This window comes from Sedimentitalea sp., assembly GCF_039973035.1.
Taxonomy (GTDB): Bacteria; Pseudomonadota; Alphaproteobacteria; order Rhodobacterales; family Rhodobacteraceae; genus Sedimentitalea.
Genome location: NZ_JBDWLR010000025.1, coordinates 36,109 through 51,156, shown reverse-complemented (window position 1 = coordinate 51,156; position 15,048 = coordinate 36,109). Strand labels below are relative to the sequence as shown.

14 protein-coding genes are annotated in these 15,048 nt (G+C 60.5%); 5 read left to right on the top strand and 9 right to left on the bottom strand.

The features are described from left to right. Positions 1-85: 85 nt before the first annotated feature. From ABJO75_RS05605 to ABJO75_RS05595, 3 genes are all read right to left on the bottom strand, one after another. The gene (locus ABJO75_RS05605) at positions 86-868 is read right to left on the bottom strand and encodes a 3'(2'),5'-bisphosphate nucleotidase CysQ (RefSeq protein WP_348135130.1); all 783 of its coding nucleotides are present in this window, start codon (positions 866-868) and stop codon (positions 86-88) included. Beyond that, the gene (locus ABJO75_RS05600; RefSeq protein ID WP_348135128.1) at positions 855-2,201 is read right to left on the bottom strand and encodes a TldD/PmbA family protein; all 1,347 of its coding nucleotides are present in this window, start codon (positions 2,199-2,201) and stop codon (positions 855-857) included. Before ABJO75_RS05600 ends, ABJO75_RS05605 begins: the two co-directional genes overlap by 14 nt. Before the next feature lie 108 nt (positions 2,202-2,309). Next, positions 2,310-3,836, bottom strand: a complete 1,527-nt coding sequence (locus ABJO75_RS05595; protein WP_348135126.1) for a DUF2125 domain-containing protein — start codon at positions 3,834-3,836, stop codon at positions 2,310-2,312. Positions 3,837-3,961: 125 nt separating this feature from the next. On the opposite strand from ABJO75_RS05595, the gene ABJO75_RS05590 reads away from it, so the two are divergent. Continuing rightward, positions 3,962-4,711: an SDR family oxidoreductase gene (locus ABJO75_RS05590; protein ID WP_348135125.1), complete on the top strand. Its 750-nt coding sequence runs from the start codon at positions 3,962-3,964 to the stop codon at positions 4,709-4,711. Beyond that, positions 4,708-5,328 carry an enoyl-CoA hydratase/isomerase family protein gene (locus ABJO75_RS05585; protein WP_348135123.1) on the top strand — a complete coding sequence of 207 codons (621 nt, stop codon included), beginning with the start codon at positions 4,708-4,710 and terminating at the stop codon, positions 5,326-5,328. Before ABJO75_RS05590 ends, ABJO75_RS05585 begins: the two co-directional genes overlap by 4 nt. On the opposite strand, the gene ABJO75_RS05580 is transcribed toward ABJO75_RS05585, so the two are convergent. Continuing rightward, entirely contained in the window at positions 5,325-5,630 is a 306-nt protein-coding gene (locus ABJO75_RS05580) for an HNH endonuclease (protein WP_348135292.1), read from the bottom strand. The genes ABJO75_RS05585 and ABJO75_RS05580 overlap by 4 nt on opposite strands. A gap of 72 nt (positions 5,631-5,702) precedes the next feature. On the opposite strand from ABJO75_RS05580, the gene ABJO75_RS05575 reads away from it, so the two are divergent. Together ABJO75_RS05575 and ABJO75_RS05570 are read left to right on the top strand one after the other, a co-directional pair. Further along, positions 5,703-7,037 carry a mechanosensitive ion channel domain-containing protein gene (locus tag ABJO75_RS05575; RefSeq protein WP_348135121.1) on the top strand — a complete coding sequence of 445 codons (1,335 nt, stop codon included), beginning with the start codon at positions 5,703-5,705 and terminating at the stop codon, positions 7,035-7,037. Continuing rightward, positions 7,034-8,224: a TIGR03862 family flavoprotein gene (locus ABJO75_RS05570; RefSeq protein WP_348135119.1), complete on the top strand. Its 1,191-nt coding sequence runs from the start codon at positions 7,034-7,036 to the stop codon at positions 8,222-8,224. Before ABJO75_RS05575 ends, ABJO75_RS05570 begins: the two co-directional genes overlap by 4 nt. A gap of 21 nt (positions 8,225-8,245) precedes the next feature. Here ABJO75_RS05570 and ABJO75_RS05565 read toward each other — a convergent pair whose 3' ends face one another. From ABJO75_RS05565 to ABJO75_RS05545, 5 genes are all read right to left on the bottom strand, one after another. After that, positions 8,246-8,833: a glutathione S-transferase family protein gene (locus ABJO75_RS05565; protein ID WP_348135117.1), complete on the bottom strand. Its 588-nt coding sequence runs from the start codon at positions 8,831-8,833 to the stop codon at positions 8,246-8,248. Positions 8,834-8,896: 63 nt separating this feature from the next. Continuing rightward, on the bottom strand, positions 8,897-9,925 hold the full coding sequence (gene holA, locus ABJO75_RS05560; protein ID WP_348135115.1) for a DNA polymerase III subunit delta: 1,029 nt from the start codon (positions 9,923-9,925) through the stop codon (positions 8,897-8,899). Beyond that, entirely contained in the window at positions 9,922-10,407 is a 486-nt protein-coding gene (gene lptE, locus ABJO75_RS05555; protein ID WP_348135114.1) for an LPS assembly lipoprotein LptE, read from the bottom strand. The genes holA and lptE overlap by 4 nt, the downstream gene beginning before the upstream one ends. Next, on the bottom strand, positions 10,394-12,937 hold the full coding sequence (gene leuS / locus ABJO75_RS05550) for a leucine--tRNA ligase (RefSeq protein WP_348135112.1): 2,544 nt from the start codon (positions 12,935-12,937) through the stop codon (positions 10,394-10,396). Before leuS ends, lptE begins: the two co-directional genes overlap by 14 nt. Positions 12,938-13,006: 69 nt before the next feature. Further along, positions 13,007-13,513 carry a DUF3576 domain-containing protein gene (locus ABJO75_RS05545; RefSeq protein WP_348135110.1) on the bottom strand — a complete coding sequence of 169 codons (507 nt, stop codon included), beginning with the start codon at positions 13,511-13,513 and terminating at the stop codon, positions 13,007-13,009. 419 nt (positions 13,514-13,932) lie between these two features. Between ABJO75_RS05545 and ABJO75_RS05540 the strand changes: the two genes are divergently transcribed. Continuing rightward, a complete protein-coding gene (locus ABJO75_RS05540; protein WP_348135108.1) occupies positions 13,933-15,039 on the top strand; it encodes a porin in 1,107 nt (368 codons plus the stop codon). Positions 15,040-15,048 lie beyond the last annotated feature (9 nt).

Genomic DNA, 15,048 nt, shown 5'->3' with positions numbered 1-15,048 from the left:
CCATGTTCAATATCCTTTGTTCAAACGCAGTAACAGGAACCAGCCTAGCCTACGAGATGCGCATCACCCGTCAAGGCAAGGCACATCAGGATGGGCGAAGTCCTGCCCGGAGAAGACTGTGTATCTCCCGCCCGCCGGCCACCAGCCCGTTGATGGTCGGATGTGCATTGTTGAAAATCGGCGTTGCGCCGGTCTTGTCGGTGCAAAGCGCGCCCGCCTCGCGCAGGATCAACTCTCCGGCGGCGATATCCCATTCCCAGCAGGGGTGAAGGGTGATCATACCGTCAAAGCGCCCTTCGGCGACGGTCGCCATGCGATAAGCCAGCGACGGGCGATAGGCGCGTGTGAAACCCGGTATCTTGCCATCGCGCCAGTTCGCCTCTGCCATGCTTGGTCGATTGGCCAAAATCTCGGAGCTCTCCAGATCGCCGGTCTGCGATGGTTTCAACGGTTTGCCATTGACGGTTGCGCCTTGCCCGGTGGCGGCGACATACATCAGGTCCCGCTTAGGCAGATAGACCACACCGGCTGTCACGACGCCCCGCTCCGCCACCGCAATGGCGTGCGCCCAGGTTGAACTGCCTTCAGCAAAGCTGCGCGTGCCGTCAATCGGGTCGACGATGAACACCCGTTCGCGCGACAGGCGGTCAACGCTGTCCTCGGTTTCCTCCGAAAGCCACCCATAATCGGGCCGGGCCGTGCGCAGCGTATCGTGCAGCAGGTCGTTGACGGCCAGATCAGCCTCTGTCACGGGGCCGGCTCCGTCCGGTTTGTCCCAGCGACGTGCCTGCGGGCCAGTATAGCCCAAAGCGACTTTTCCCGCCGCCCGTGCCGCGTCAATCAAAAGCTCAAGATCAGTCGCCGGCAAGGGTCATCCCTTCGACCAGAAGCGACGGAACCACGCGCGACAACCACGGGCGGGCATCGTTTGCCGGGATGATCCGGCGCAACATGTCACGCAGATTGCCCGCGATGGTGCATTCGTTGACCGGGTGGGTGATTTCACCGTTCTCAACCCAGAATCCCGAGGCCCCGCGTGAATAATCGCCGGTGTTCGGATTGATGGTGCTGCCGATCATAGAGGTCACAAGCAGACCGGTCCCCATGGACGCAATCAGATCGGCTCTGCTCTGTTCGCCCGGCGTTAGTGCGATATTCCAGTTGGCCGGGGACGGCGGTGACGACACGCCGCGCGCGGCATTCCCGGTCGGCGACATATCCAGCTTGCGGGCGCTGGAAAGATCCAGTGACCAGCCGGTCAGCACACCGTTTTCCACAATTGCACGGCGGGTGGTGGGCAACCCCTCGCCATCAAACGGACGAGACCCGGAGGCGCGTGCGCGATACGGATCTTCAATGATCGACAGATGGTCTGGCAGCACGGGTTCTCCCAGACAGCCCTCAAGCCACGAAGAACCACGGGCAACCGCCGCACCGTTGGCAGCCGACAGCAGATGCCCGATAAGCGATGCCGCGATGCGTTCGTCAAACAGCACCGGATAGCTGCCGGTGGCCGGTTTGCGCGCGTTTAGCCGTTCAATGGCTCGCTCGCCTGCGACCCGCCCGATTTCATCCGCACTGCGCAGATCGGACTGAAATATCCGCGCGTCACCATCATAGTCGCGCTCCATATCGGTGCCCGTGCCTGCGATGGCCACGCAGCTCACCGATCGGCTGGTGCGGTTGTACCCGCCGGAGAACCCGTTGGTCGACGCCATATGCATGGTTTGTGCGCCGTAAGAGGCGTTTGCCGACTGCACCTGTGAGACGCCCGCAACCGCAAGCCCGGCCGCCTCGGCGGTCAGTGCGTCCTGCTCCAGCGTGGCAGGATCCGGTTCAGGGGTTGAGTCGGCCAGTTCGAGTGCGGCGACGTCCCAGGTTTGTGCGATCTGTTCCGACCCTGCGATACCAGCATGGGGGTCTTCGGGCGCTTCGCGGGCCATTGCGACCGCGCGTTCAGCCATTGCCGCGATGGTTGTCGCGCTGCTGTCCGAGGCGGAGGTGATGGCAGATCGCTGGCCAATGAAAACCCGAAGCCCCAGATCGGTCGCCTCGGACCGCTCCGCCATTTCAAGCGTTCCGTTGCGCACGTCGATGGAGAGCGATGTGCCTTGAACCGTGAGCGCCTCGGCAGCGTCTGCTCCGGCGTCGCTGGCCGCGCGCAGCAACGCAGCGGCAAGTTCTTGCAAAGAGTCGGACATGCGGTGTCTCTCCGGATTGGGCAACAGGTTACGCCAGCAGGTATCCCTGCTGGCGGCGGCCTGCAAGTGGTGGCCGGTTCGGCCTGCGACATCCCCGGCCTGCTGCGCCTATTGAATGCGCTGGCCGTTGGCCATGATGTGCCCCTGATCGTTGATCTCGATCTTGGAGTTCAGCGTGTCAGGCTCGTCACCCGGAACCGCCAGCAGCCCCATCATCATGCGTGCGCCCATGGCTTCCTGTTCTGCGACAAGACCCATGCTGCTGAGTTTGTCGAGCAGAGCGTTGGCACCGGCCAGTTTAAGGTCGATAAACCCGGTTGGCCGTGGATAGCCATTCATCGTGGCGGTGTCGGAATTGTCAAAGGTGAAATCGCCTGTGCCGGTGACGCTGGCACCGACGAGGGACACGAGCAGTTTGTTGATGGTCAAGGCGCTAATTTCGGCCGGGGGTTTGCCCGCCTGTTCAATCAGTGCAGCCTCGGTTGGATCCAGCAGGTTAAAGAGCATCTTGCCCTTGCCAACGGCATCCATCATCACGGTGGCTGGATCGCGCGGCAATTGGGCTGCTGGGTCGATCATCGACCACAGCATCTCGGACATGGTGAATTCACTCAGGTTAAGACCAATTGCAAAGTCCTGATCTTCATCCGATTTGCGCACCGGCATGCTGAGGTTGAAGGCCGTCACCGCTGCGGCGATCTCGACGGGAACAGGCAATTCGGCGCCTTGCATCGAAATCGAGGACTGCTTCTGTTCCACGTCATAGGCGATACCGTTCGCGTCCATCTTGAACCCGAGGGTGCCACCCTGCGAAGAGCTTGCGAAGGAAAAGGGACTGCCATCGCCAACCCCGTCGATTGCCGTGTTGCCGGCGCCATAGGCCATCGTGGCATCCACGGCGAACCCGTCTTGAAGTGAGGCATCAAAATCATCGGGATCCAATTCAAGCGGTATGGCGCCGGTCCCTTCGACACTGACGTTCTGCATCACACCCTTGAAACTGCCCATGTCCTCAGACTCCGGGTCGTCGAATGCGATATCATAATTCACCACATCCGCCGTCATCTGTTGGCTGTAGGTGCGCAGATCGCCCTTGAGCAACCGAGTCTTGGTGTCGATGTTTTCGAGCGCCACGAGCACGCGAAGCATCTCTTCAGGCATGGGTTCGTTGTCGATGCTCAGCGACGTCAGTTCCATCGTCGCGCGCGTCGACGCATAGGCATAGGTCACATCTTCGGGGCTGCCCGAGGCGGTCATGCCAGTGTCGGTATGCGCATAGGTCAGAACGCCTGTCACCGGGCCATCGTCATCTACTTCGCTGTGGAATGTCATCGGTATGCTGTCGGGCATCGTGATGCTGACCGTTCCGTCGCCGTTTTCGGCAAAGGTCAGCGCGTCCATGGTGATCGCAAATGATCCATCGTCATCGGGGATCGGCATCTCGATGGAAAGGTTGTTGATGGTCAGATTCCCAGCGGAACTCTGTTCGTCGCCGGTCACGGAGTAGCCGGTCGAAGCGAGGTAGTCTTTCCAGTCCGCCCAGACATCATTTGCCGTCAGATCGGCATAGGCCGCCTGCGTGGCGAGTACATATACAATCGCGGCGCCGAAGCCCTGCGCAAAACGAGCGGTCATGGGTAAACCCTTCCAAAGAAAAATCCGCCGCATCGTCTGCGCTTGGCAATCGGGCGTCAAGGGGTGGACCCGATCAATTCGCGGCATTACCACGGGACCATGCAGCATTGTGAAGGATCGTGCAGATGGACATGACAGGAAAGACGGTACTGATCACCGGTGCCAGTCGCGGTATCGGGGCCGAAGCGGCGCGGGTTTTTGCGCTGGCCGGGGCCAATGTCGGACTGTTGGCACGCAGTGAGGCGAGCGTCGAAAGCCTTGCCGCCGATCTGGGCGAACGCGCCTTTGGCATGGCCTGCGACGTGAGCGACTATGCCCAGGTCGAAGCCGCCGTACAGGCCTGTGTCGCTCGGTTTGGCGGGCTGGAGGTGCTGATCAACAACGCCGGTGCGGTCGAGCCGATATCGCATCTGGCAACTGCGGACCCTGCCGAGTGGGGGCATGTCATCGATATCAATCTCAAGGGCGTGTTCTATGGCATGCGCGCAGCCTTGCCGGTGATGACCAAGGCCGGTGGCGGCAGCATTCTGACCATCAGTTCGGGCGCGGCACACAGCCCGATCGAAGCGTGGAGTCATTACTGTTCGTCCAAGGCCGGTGCGGCGATGCTGACCAGCTGCGCTGACAAGGAGAACCGCGAGGCGGGCATCCGTGCCATGGGGCTGTCGCCGGGGACGGTGGCCACCCAGATGCAGCGCGAGATCAAGGCCAGCGGCATCAACCCGATCAGCCAGCTTGACTGGGAAGATCACATTCCCCCCGACTGGCCAGCGCGCACATTGCTGTGGATGTGTTCACCGGATGCCGACGAGTTTATAGGCACCGAAATTACCCTGCGTGACGAAGCCATTCGCAAACGGGTCGGCCTGACATGATCGAGCTGGCGCGTGATGACGGCCTTTGGACTGTAACGATAAATCGGCCGGACAAGGCCAATTCGCTGACCGGTGACATGCTCGCCGAACTGGCCGAGATCGCCGAGTCGGCGACCGATGCGCGCGCCTTGATCCTGACCGGCGCGGGCAAGGTGTTCAGCGCCGGTGCGGATCTGGACGAAGCGCGCGCCGGATTGGCCAAATCGGATCTTTGGGAGCGTCTTTCGAGTGCAATTGCCGCTTTGCCTTGTCTGACTGTCGCCGCGCTGAACGGGACGCTGGCGGGGGGCGCGATGGGCATGGCGCTGGCCTGTGATCTGCGCATTGCCGTGCCCGGTGCCAAGTTCTTTTACCCGGTGATGAAGCTGGGATTTCTGCCGCAACCGTCTGACCCCGCACGCCTGATGGCGCTGGTCGGCCCTGCGCGCGCCAAGCTGATCCTGATGGCCGGGCAACGGATCCTTGCGGATGAGGCTTTGCAATTCGGTCTGATCGACCGGATTGTCGCACCGGACATGTTGTTGGATACGGCCCGCGATCTGGTGGCCGACTCCTGCGCAGCCAGCGCTGGCGTTGCGGCCGGAATCGCGCGGCTATGCGGTAAATCTGCCAGTTAGGTCCGGTTGCGCCGCTTGCCCGGAACGCGAGACCGGAACTCGGGCGGTCGTTTTTGAACCCAGGTGATGAACTTGGCCAATCTGGGATGAGAACGCAGTGCATCGATGGTGCTGAAGTCCCGCGCGAGTTCGGTTTCTGACAGGCTGGCGTGGATCTCGCGATGACAGATTTCGTGGAGCAACACCGTCGGCCCGCCCTTGCCACCCCGCAAGCGCGGGATCAGGTGGTGTCGGCTTTGCGGCGCATCATCCGGGATCGGGCGGCCGCACAGAGCGCATACCGCGGGCGTCTCAGCAGACATCATGCTTGATCCTTTGCTGCCAGACGGGCAAGGGTCTTTGGGTAATACGTGAAACCAGTATGGGCAAGTGTGATGGATTTTGATCTGGAGAGCCAACCGGAGATCGTACGCCAGGCCGTTGATCTTGGGTTGCAGGGTTGGGAACTGGCCAAGGGATGGTTGCTGAGCCCCGCAGCTTGGACACAGTTTGCCCTGTTGGTGGGGGCATTTGTCGTTGCCCTTCTGATAACCCGCAAGGTCCGTCCGGTTTTGACCCGGCTTTTGACACCACCCCAGGGTCAGGAAGGCATCATTGCTACCGCGCGACGCACGGTGCTGGCCTTTCTGCCGCTGATCCTGCCGCTCTTGGCCTATTTGTTCACCGGTATCGGCGAAGGTGTCGTACGATCCCTGTTTGACAGCGGCGAAGTCATCGCGTTCGGCAAACGGGTCTTTCTGTTCCTTGCAGCGCGCATTCTGGTCAAGGAAATCATCGACGAGCCGTTCCTCAATGCGCTCGGTCGGTTCGTATTGTTGCCGATTGCGGCGCTTTACGCGTTGGGCTTGCTGGATGACGTCAGCCTGTGGCTCACCGAAACCACCGTCGGGCTGGGCAATATCCGGTTCTCATTGATGGCCATCGCACGGGGTGTGATCGCGGGCAGCCTGTTGTTCTGGTTCGGGCGCTGGTCCAACGATCAGTCCGCCGCGTTCCTCAAGAAGCAAGAGCAGATGCGCCCGGCCACTCGCGAACTTGCGATCAAGACGGCAGAGATCGCGATCTTCGGCCTCGCCTTCATCCTGCTGATGAACATCATGGGCGTGAACCTTTCGACGCTCGCCGTGCTTGGTGGTGCGATTGGTGTCGGTCTCGGGTTCGGCCTGCAAAAAATCGCTTCGAACTTTATTTCGGGTGTGATCCTGCTGCTCGAAGGGCAGGCGACCGTGGGCGACTATGTGGAACTGGATGGCGGCGAAGCTGGCACCATCGTCAAGATGACAGCGCGCGCGGCGATTCTGGAAACCTTTGATGGTCGCTGGATCGTGGTGCCAAACGAGGATTTTATCACAACCCGCGTGGTGAACTATTCTGACAGCGGATCGGCCAATCGCTACGAAGCGCCGTTTTCAGTCAGCTATGACACCGACATCAACAAAGTCCCCGACATTATTGAGGCAGCCGTTGGAAAACTGGAGTTCGTATTGAAAGAGCCCGACGGACCGGATTGCGAGTTGCGCGGTTTCGGAGACAGCGGCATTGATTTCGCAGTTGAATTCTGGGTGAACGGGATCGACGACGGGCGCAACAAATTTACGCCCAAAGTGTTGTTCGCGGTTTGGAACGCGCTCAAGGACAATGACATCGAAATCCCCTATCCGCATCGGGTCGTCGAGCTGAAAGGCGGGTTACCGGCAGCGCCTGAATGACAGCCCCCTGTGCTTTGGTCATCGGTGCTGGCCCGGCGGGATTGATGGCCGCAGAGGAATTGGCGCGGGCCGGATGCCGGGTGACGGTGGCCGAGGCCAAGCCCTCGGTTGGTCGCAAATTTCTGATGGCAGGGAAATCGGGGCTGAACCTGACCAAGGATGAACCTGCTTTGCGGTTCAATGCGGCCTATGGCGACGCGACTGAATGGTTGCAACCGATGCTCGCCGAATTTGACGCAACAGTGGTGCAGGACTGGGCACGGGGGCTGGGGCAAGAGTTGTTCACCGGCAGCAGTGGCCGGGTGTTTCCGGTATCGATGAAGGCCAGCCCGTTGTTGCGCGCGTGGCTCGCACGGCTGGATGATTTAGGGGTCATCCGACAGACGCGCTGGCGCTGGACTGGCTGGGCAGAGCACGGCGCAGCCCGATTTGACACGCCCGACGGACCGCAAGAATTGGCTTCGGATGTGACGGTTCTGGCGTTGGGCGGTGCGAGCTGGGCGCGGTTGGGATCAGACGGGGCCTGGGCGAATATTCTGGCGGCACGTGGCGTCGAAATGGCGGCATTCGCACCATCCAACGTTGCGATTGAAATGGATTGGAGCGCGCATATGGTGCCGCATTTCGGCGCGGCGTTGAAATCCGTTCGCTGGCATGCTGGCGACCTGCCGTCGCGCGGAGAGGCGACGATTTCGCGTCGTGGGCTGGAGGGCGGGGGCATCTATTCTCTGACACCGGCCCTGCGGAGCGGAGCCGCGCTGAGCGTTGATCTGGTGCCTGATCTGAGTGTTGAGGAACTGGCAAAACGATTGCGTTCCAAGGGGAGCAAGGCGCGCCTGTCTCACTGGCTGAAGAACGGGTTACGATTGCCGCCAGCCAAGGTCGCGCTGTTCTTTGAGATGACGCAAGGCGATCCGCGGCCACGCGAGAAATGGGTCGAGACGCTCAAGGCTTTGCCGGTGCAGACAACTGGGTTGCGCCCGATGGACGAGGCGATTTCGACGGCGGGGGGCGTTGCGCGCGCGGCGCTGGATGATGGGCTTATGTTGCGGGCCGTCCCCGGCGTGTTCTGCGCCGGAGAGATGCTGGATTGGGATGCTCCGACGGGCGGCTATCTTTTGACGGGGTGTCTGGCGACAGGGCGTTGGGCCGGACGCGCGGCGGCCCGGATGGCGCAAAATGGATGAACAGACGCGAATCTAACAAGTCTATTCAAGTGCACGAACCCGCTTGAAAGCGTCACGCGCGCGCATGGTTTTTCCATAGGCCAGCATGGTTTCGTTCTCGACCGGGAATTTCGCGCCGAACGCCCAATTCAGGCAATGAACCGCGATGATATCGGGAATTGTCATGGTGTCGCCCATCAGGAACGGACCTTGGAATTGATCGGCTAGTCGATCGACATTGCGCCCGAATTCCCAGGCGAGGCTGGGTTTGACATCAGGTACACGCTTGTCTTCGGGCAGAACAAAGCTGTGACGTGCCGCTGTCCACAAAACCGCGTCCAGTTCATCAAGGATCATGTGGCTTAGCGCATCTTGCCGGGCGCGGTTGATGCTGCCTGCGGGAAAGGTCAGCCCACCATGTTTGTCGCCCAGATAGGTCATGATCGCGGTCGAGTCAGTGATCGTTTCATCGCCATCCTGCAACACGGGGATCTTGCCGAGCGGGTTCAGGGCCATGATAATCTCGCTGCGGGGTGGGGCCTTGATTAGCTCGTAGGGCTCGCCCAGCTCTTCAAGCATCCAGAGAACACGAAATGTGCGTGTGTTGATACTGCCATAGACCTTGTACATTTGTGTCTCCCGATGAAATGCCGACCGAATAGAGGGGCGAATGGCTGGCGTGGTCAAGGCCAGTTATCGTGATCTGAGACGCATCGCGAGCCAGATCAGCGTGCGTTCCATGATCGCCATGGCCGGGGCCGTCTGACCGGCCGATCGCAATTGCAAATCGGTATCGGTGAGCCGGGTCAGCGCCTTTTGCAGCTCGGCGGGTCCCCACGCCTTGGCTTGCCGGATGATCCGGTCGCGGCGCGGGCCATAGACCGGCGGGCGCAGCCGTCCGATGCCGGACGCGGGCCCACCAGGGTCTGCGGCCGCGGTGTAAAGCGTGCGAAAATGCCGGGTGGCCCCGATGCAGAGCGTGACGGCGTTGGTGCCCTGTGCCTGCAAGCGGGTCAGCAGGGGGCCGATCTCTTCCTTGCGCTGTTCAGCGACCACGTTGAGGATATCGTCCAGCGCCGCCTCGGTCGATTGCGGCGCGCAGGCCGTGATGTCATCAAGGCTCAGGTCGCTATCGTCGCCGTGTTTGTAGATCGACAGCTTTTCGATGGTCCGCGCAAAGTCACCGGGGCCAAGGGCCGCCGCCAGATCGGCCAGCGCTGCCATGCTGTCGGCAGGCACCTTTTGCAGCCCTGACGTATTGAGGATGCGCTCGATCTCGGCACGGCTGGGTGGCTCGTCATAAAGGCCGACCGCCACGGTGTTGCGGTGGTTCTCAAACAGTTTGCGCAGCTTTGAGCTGGCCTTGAGCTGGTTTGCCGTGACAATGATCTGCGCGTCACCGGCCTGCCAGTCGTCAACGGCGGACTGGATCGCGGGGGTTGCCACATCGGTGGCCGATTCGACAAAGACCGCGCGCGGGCCGGGAAAAAAGCCAACCGCCTTGACCGCATCCAGCAGCAGGGCCGGATCACCGCGCAAATCGGCACCCGGCATTCTGGTCAGGCGCATTTCCTCTTCGGCCCCTTGGCCAAGCAGCGCCGCGATCACCTGTTGGCGCTTTAGCGCAACCCGCATCGCGTCCGCGCCATAGATCAACAGGCCGGTGCGGTCGGGATCAGGCTTGGCAAAATAGCTGTCCGCGTCGCGCCCGGCGAGTTTCACGATGGGATGTCCACGGTTGCGTTCAGTTGACGTACGACCTGATCCGCAAGAATCACCATCAGCCGTTCCCGCGCATCACGCTGCGCGGCCAGCGTTTCTGCGGTGTTGCCAGTTGCGGAATAGCCGGTGAAATTGGTCACACGCCCGGTTTCGATTGCCTGCGCGCTGCCGATATCTTGCAGTGTGTAGTCAATGGCGCCGATCACGCTGTAATAGGTGATGTCGCCAGATGCGGTGATACCCTGCCCCTGAATGCCGATCTCCAGCACCATCGCCAGCCGATAGGCCGGGTCGGTGGAGCGGCCCAACTGTTCTTCGAGGCGACGCACAAGGAAATAGGTGTTCACGCCTTCGGGCGCGTCAACGCGCACCTTGCCATAGAGCGCCTTGCCACCACCACCGGGCCCATAGACCGGTTCAAAACCACAGGCGGCGAGCGCCAGCGGCATCAACAACAGAGAGCGTCGGTCAAACAACGACATTCACGATCCGGCCGGGGACAACGATAACCTTTTTCGGCGCCGCCCCGTTCAACGCCTTTTGCACAGCGTCCACTGCCAGCGCGGTTTTTTCAACCTCGTCCTTGCTCATATCCTTGGGCACGCTGATTTCCGCGCGGCGCTTGCCGTTGATCTGGATCGGTAGCGTCACGGTGTCGTCAATCAGCATTGCAGGGTCCGCAACGGGCCACGGCGCGGTGGTGATCAGCCCTTCGCCGCCAAGGCGGGTCCAGATTTCCTCGCTCAGATGCGGGGTCATCGGGGACATCAACTGCGCAAGGGTTTTCACGGCTTCCAGTTTCGCGGCCTTGCCGGCCTTGGATTTTGCCAGCGTGTTGGTAAAGGCATAGAGTCGGGCGATTGCCGCATTAAAGCCAAAGGATTCGACGCCCAACGTCACATCGTTGATGGCCTTGTGCATTTCGCGCAAGAGATCCTGATCAACGGCTTGCGGGCCGGTGTCAGAAGCTGCGATGTCGTCTGCGATCCGATAAACGCGGCTGAGGTGCTTGTGCGCGGCCTCGGCACCGGCGGCAGTCCATTCCACGTCCCGTTCCGGAGGACTGTCAGACAGCACGAACCAGCGCGCGGTGTCTGCGCCATAGGCCGAGATGATGCTGACCGGATCGACCACGTTTTTCTTGGATTTCGACATCTTGGCCGAGGGGATGATCTCGACCTCAGTGCCGTCGGCCAGTTTCCCGTCGGCAATATCCTCGGGCAGATGATAGACCGGGCGGCCCCGTTCATCGCGGGTCTGATAGATCTCGTGCGTGACCATGCCTTGGGTAAACAGGGCATCAAACGGTTCGATTGCCTTTTCCGGCAGATGCCCGGTGATCTGCATCGCCCGCGCGAAGAAGCGGGAATAGAGCAGGTGCAGGATCGCGTGTTCGATGCCGCCGATATACTGATCGACATTCATCCAATAGTCCGCCTCGTCCAGATCGGTCGGGGTTTCGGCGCGGGGCGCGGTAAAGCGGGCATAGTACCACGACGAATCGACAAACGTATCCATCGTGTCGGTTTCGCGCTTGGCCGGTGCGCCACAGGCCGGGCATGGGCAATCGCGCCAGGTCGGGTGGCGGTCAAGCGGGTTGCCGGGGATGTCAAAGGACACATCATCGGGCAGGCGAACCGGCAGATTTCCCTTTTTCTCCGGCACCACGCCGCAGGTGTCGCAATGCACCACGGGAATCGGGCAACCCCAATACCGCTGCCGTGACAGACCCCAATCGCGCAGGCGGAACTGGGTCTTGCCTTCGCCCATCCCCTGCGCTTCGGCCCAGTCGATTGTGGCATCAATGGCCTCTTGGCCGGTGGCCACGTCCAAGCCTGCGGGTTGGTCGATCCAGCGGACCTTTTCGGTCTTGGGCGGTACATAGGCGGTGTTTTCAACACGGCTGTCATCGTCCATCGCAACAAAGGTGTCGATCACGTTCAGGTCGTATTTGCGTGCAAAATCAAGGTCGCGCTGGTCGTGCGCGGGGCAACCAAAGATCGCGCCGGTACCGTAATCCATCAGTACGAAATTCGCGACCCAGACCGGCAGGGTCTGATCGGGGTGCAGCGGGTGTTGTACCGTGAGGCCGGTGTCAAAGCCGCGTTTGTCGGCCTTTTCCAGTTCGACTTCGGATGTGCCCAGCTTGCGACAGTCCGCGTTGAATGCGGCAAGGTCGGGGTTGTCCGCCTCGAGCGCGCGCGACAGCGGGTGATCGGTCGAGAGCGCCATAAAGGATGCGCCGGCTAGTGTATCGGGGCGGGTGGTGTAGACCTCGATCCCGTCATGGCCATGTTCGGGCGCGGTCAGATCGAACGTCATCTGGAGCCCGCGCGATTTTCCGATCCAGTTTTCCTGCATCAACCGGACCTTGGCAGGCCAGTTTTCAAGCCCGTCCAGTGCCTCGAGCAGTTCTTCGGCCATGTCGGAGATCTTGAAGAACCACTGGGTCAGCTCGCGGCGTTCTACATCGGCACCAGAGCGCCAGCCCTTGCCGTCGATTACCTGTTCGTTGGCCAGAACCGTCATGTCGACCGGATCCCAGTTCACCACCGCGTTCTTGCGATAGACGAGGCCGGTCTCGAGCATGTCCAGAAACAGCGCCTGTTGCTGGCCATAATATTCAGGGTCGCAGGTGGCGAACTCGCGTGACCAGTCGATCGACAGGCCCAGAGGCTTCATCTGGTCCCGCATGTCGGCGATATTCTGATAGGTCCAGTCGCGCGGATTGGCCCCGATTGCCATTGCGGCGTTTTCCGCAGGCATTCCAAACGCATCCCAGCCCATCGGGTGCAGCACGTTATGCCCGGTGGAAATCTTGTAGCGCGCGATGACGTCGCCCATCGTATAGTTGCGCACGTGCCCCATGTGGATCCGCCCCGAAGGATAGGGAAACATCTCAAGCACATAGTACTTGGGGCGGTCGGTCTTGTGGCTGGCGGTAAAGACGCTGGCCTTGTTCCAGGCCTCTTGCCACTTTGATTCGATTTCTGCGGCAGAGTAGCGCGACATGAAAGCGGTCCTTTGACTGAAAACGCCGGGCAATAACCCGGCGCCCTGATGGTTATGTGTGCGTTGGCGTCAGATACGACTGTCTTGCACGCGGAGCTGGCGGGCGCGGGATAGGATGGCGTCTTCGACCGCACGCGTGGTTGCGGCGCTGACCGGTCCGCCTTGAGTATGCAGCGAAACCTTGAGCGAGCGCGCATCAAGGGCGGGATCGTCGATGAGCACAGTGGCCCGATAAGACCTGCCGCCACCGGGCGGCGTGCCGTATCCGGTCACGATCACACCGGTAAAGGGATCGACATCGGTCACAGGCAGGAACCCGAGCACATCAAGCGACGCGGACCAGAGATACTTGTTCACGTTAACTGTCTGGTCGGTCGTGTTGGGGCCGAAGATGTCCCAGATCGTCGACCCATCGGAATCGGTAAAGCCGGCCGTTTCGGGATTGTTCGATATATAGTCTGACGGTGGTGGCGTATAGGGAACAGACCGGTCGCCAGAACGCCGGTTGCCGCAGGCCGTCAGGCCCAGACAAACCAGAATGAGCAACGTTGCCTTGAGGAATCCAGTGAGGTTCATCGTTAAATCCCGAACAGTGTTGGCAAGGTTCCTACCCAAGCGGGCAAGGTGGAGCAAGGCTTTACAGCGTTTTGGGTCGGTTCGGCGCTGCAAATCGCCATCTCGCGCGTTATAATGGCCCGCCATTTCGCGCTCAATACACATGTCATGTAAAGCAATTCCCGAACGGTCGTGGACAATCCTCGCGATCTGAGCAAGAGCCAATGCACATATGCTATTGTATAAGTGGTGCGGTTGCGCTCAGGCTTTGCCCGAACCGGGCTGTGATAACTGTGGCAAAGCTGCACCATCCGCAACCGCTTTGATGCGCGCCTGCTGCGAGCCCTTGCCAAAACGACCCCGAAAGAGCGAAACCCCTCTCCATACCCACGCCGGATTCCCCGGTTTGGGCGTATGATTTTAAAACCGAGGGAAAAACGATGAAAAAGGTTCTCTTCGCAACGACTGCGCTGATCGCTCTTGGCAGCATGGCAGCAGCAGACGTTCGCCTGAGCGGTTACGGCCGTTTTGGTTTGGACTACAACGACGCCAACAATGACAACGTGGGCGATGAAGACTACAACGGCATCAGCTCGACCAACATCACATCGCGTCTGCGTCTGCAGGTGGATATGTCGGCTGAAACCGACGGCGGCGTTGGCTTCAACGCACGCGTTCGTATGCAAGCTGAAAGCCGTGACAACCAGAACCTCAGCAACGGTGTTGGTGGTCCTTTCGAGCTTCTGACAGACCCGACAGACCTCGAAGCTGTTGGCCTGCGTGAAGACGACAACGGCTTCAACGGCGCACGTTTCGGCGTGACCTATGGTGGTCTGGCGGTAAACGTCGGCAACATCATCGGTGCGGTTGAAAACGCACCTGGCCTGTACACAACCGGCACACGCTCCGCCGGCACCGGCATCGACGGCATGGGCTTCTACAGCGTTGCCATCAAAGACGCTGGCTTTGACGCGTACAGCTCTGACGGACAAGGCGCAAACGGCGTTGAAGCTCTGTACACCATGGGCGGTTTCACCGGCCACATCTCGTACAGCAAAATCAACGACTTGGAAGTCAATACTGTCACCAATATTGGTATCCCGGGCGAAGAGCGTACCGCCATCATGCTGACATACAGCTTTGGTGACTACTACGTGACTGGTGCCTACCAGGACTCCAACAACGGTCCGATGACCGACGCTGGTGACGACATCAACGACCTGTACTTCCTCGCCGCTGGTGGTGACTGGGGTCAGTTCGGTGCCAAAATCGCATACGGTTCGAACGATACGAGCGATTCCTGGACACTCGAAGGCAACATGGACATCGGTGCCGCCAGCAACATCCTGGTTTGGTACAACGATGCTGACGGCAGTGCCTTTGCGATCGATGGCGTTGACGGTGTCGGCACCGATGGTAACGCGTTTGGCATCAACTACGAATACGACCTGGGTGGCGGCGCTACCTTCGTTGCTGGTTATGTCAACAGCGACTACAACGATGTCGACCAAGACCAGTTCCAGGCAGGTGTGTACTTCAGCTTCTAAGCTGAACCA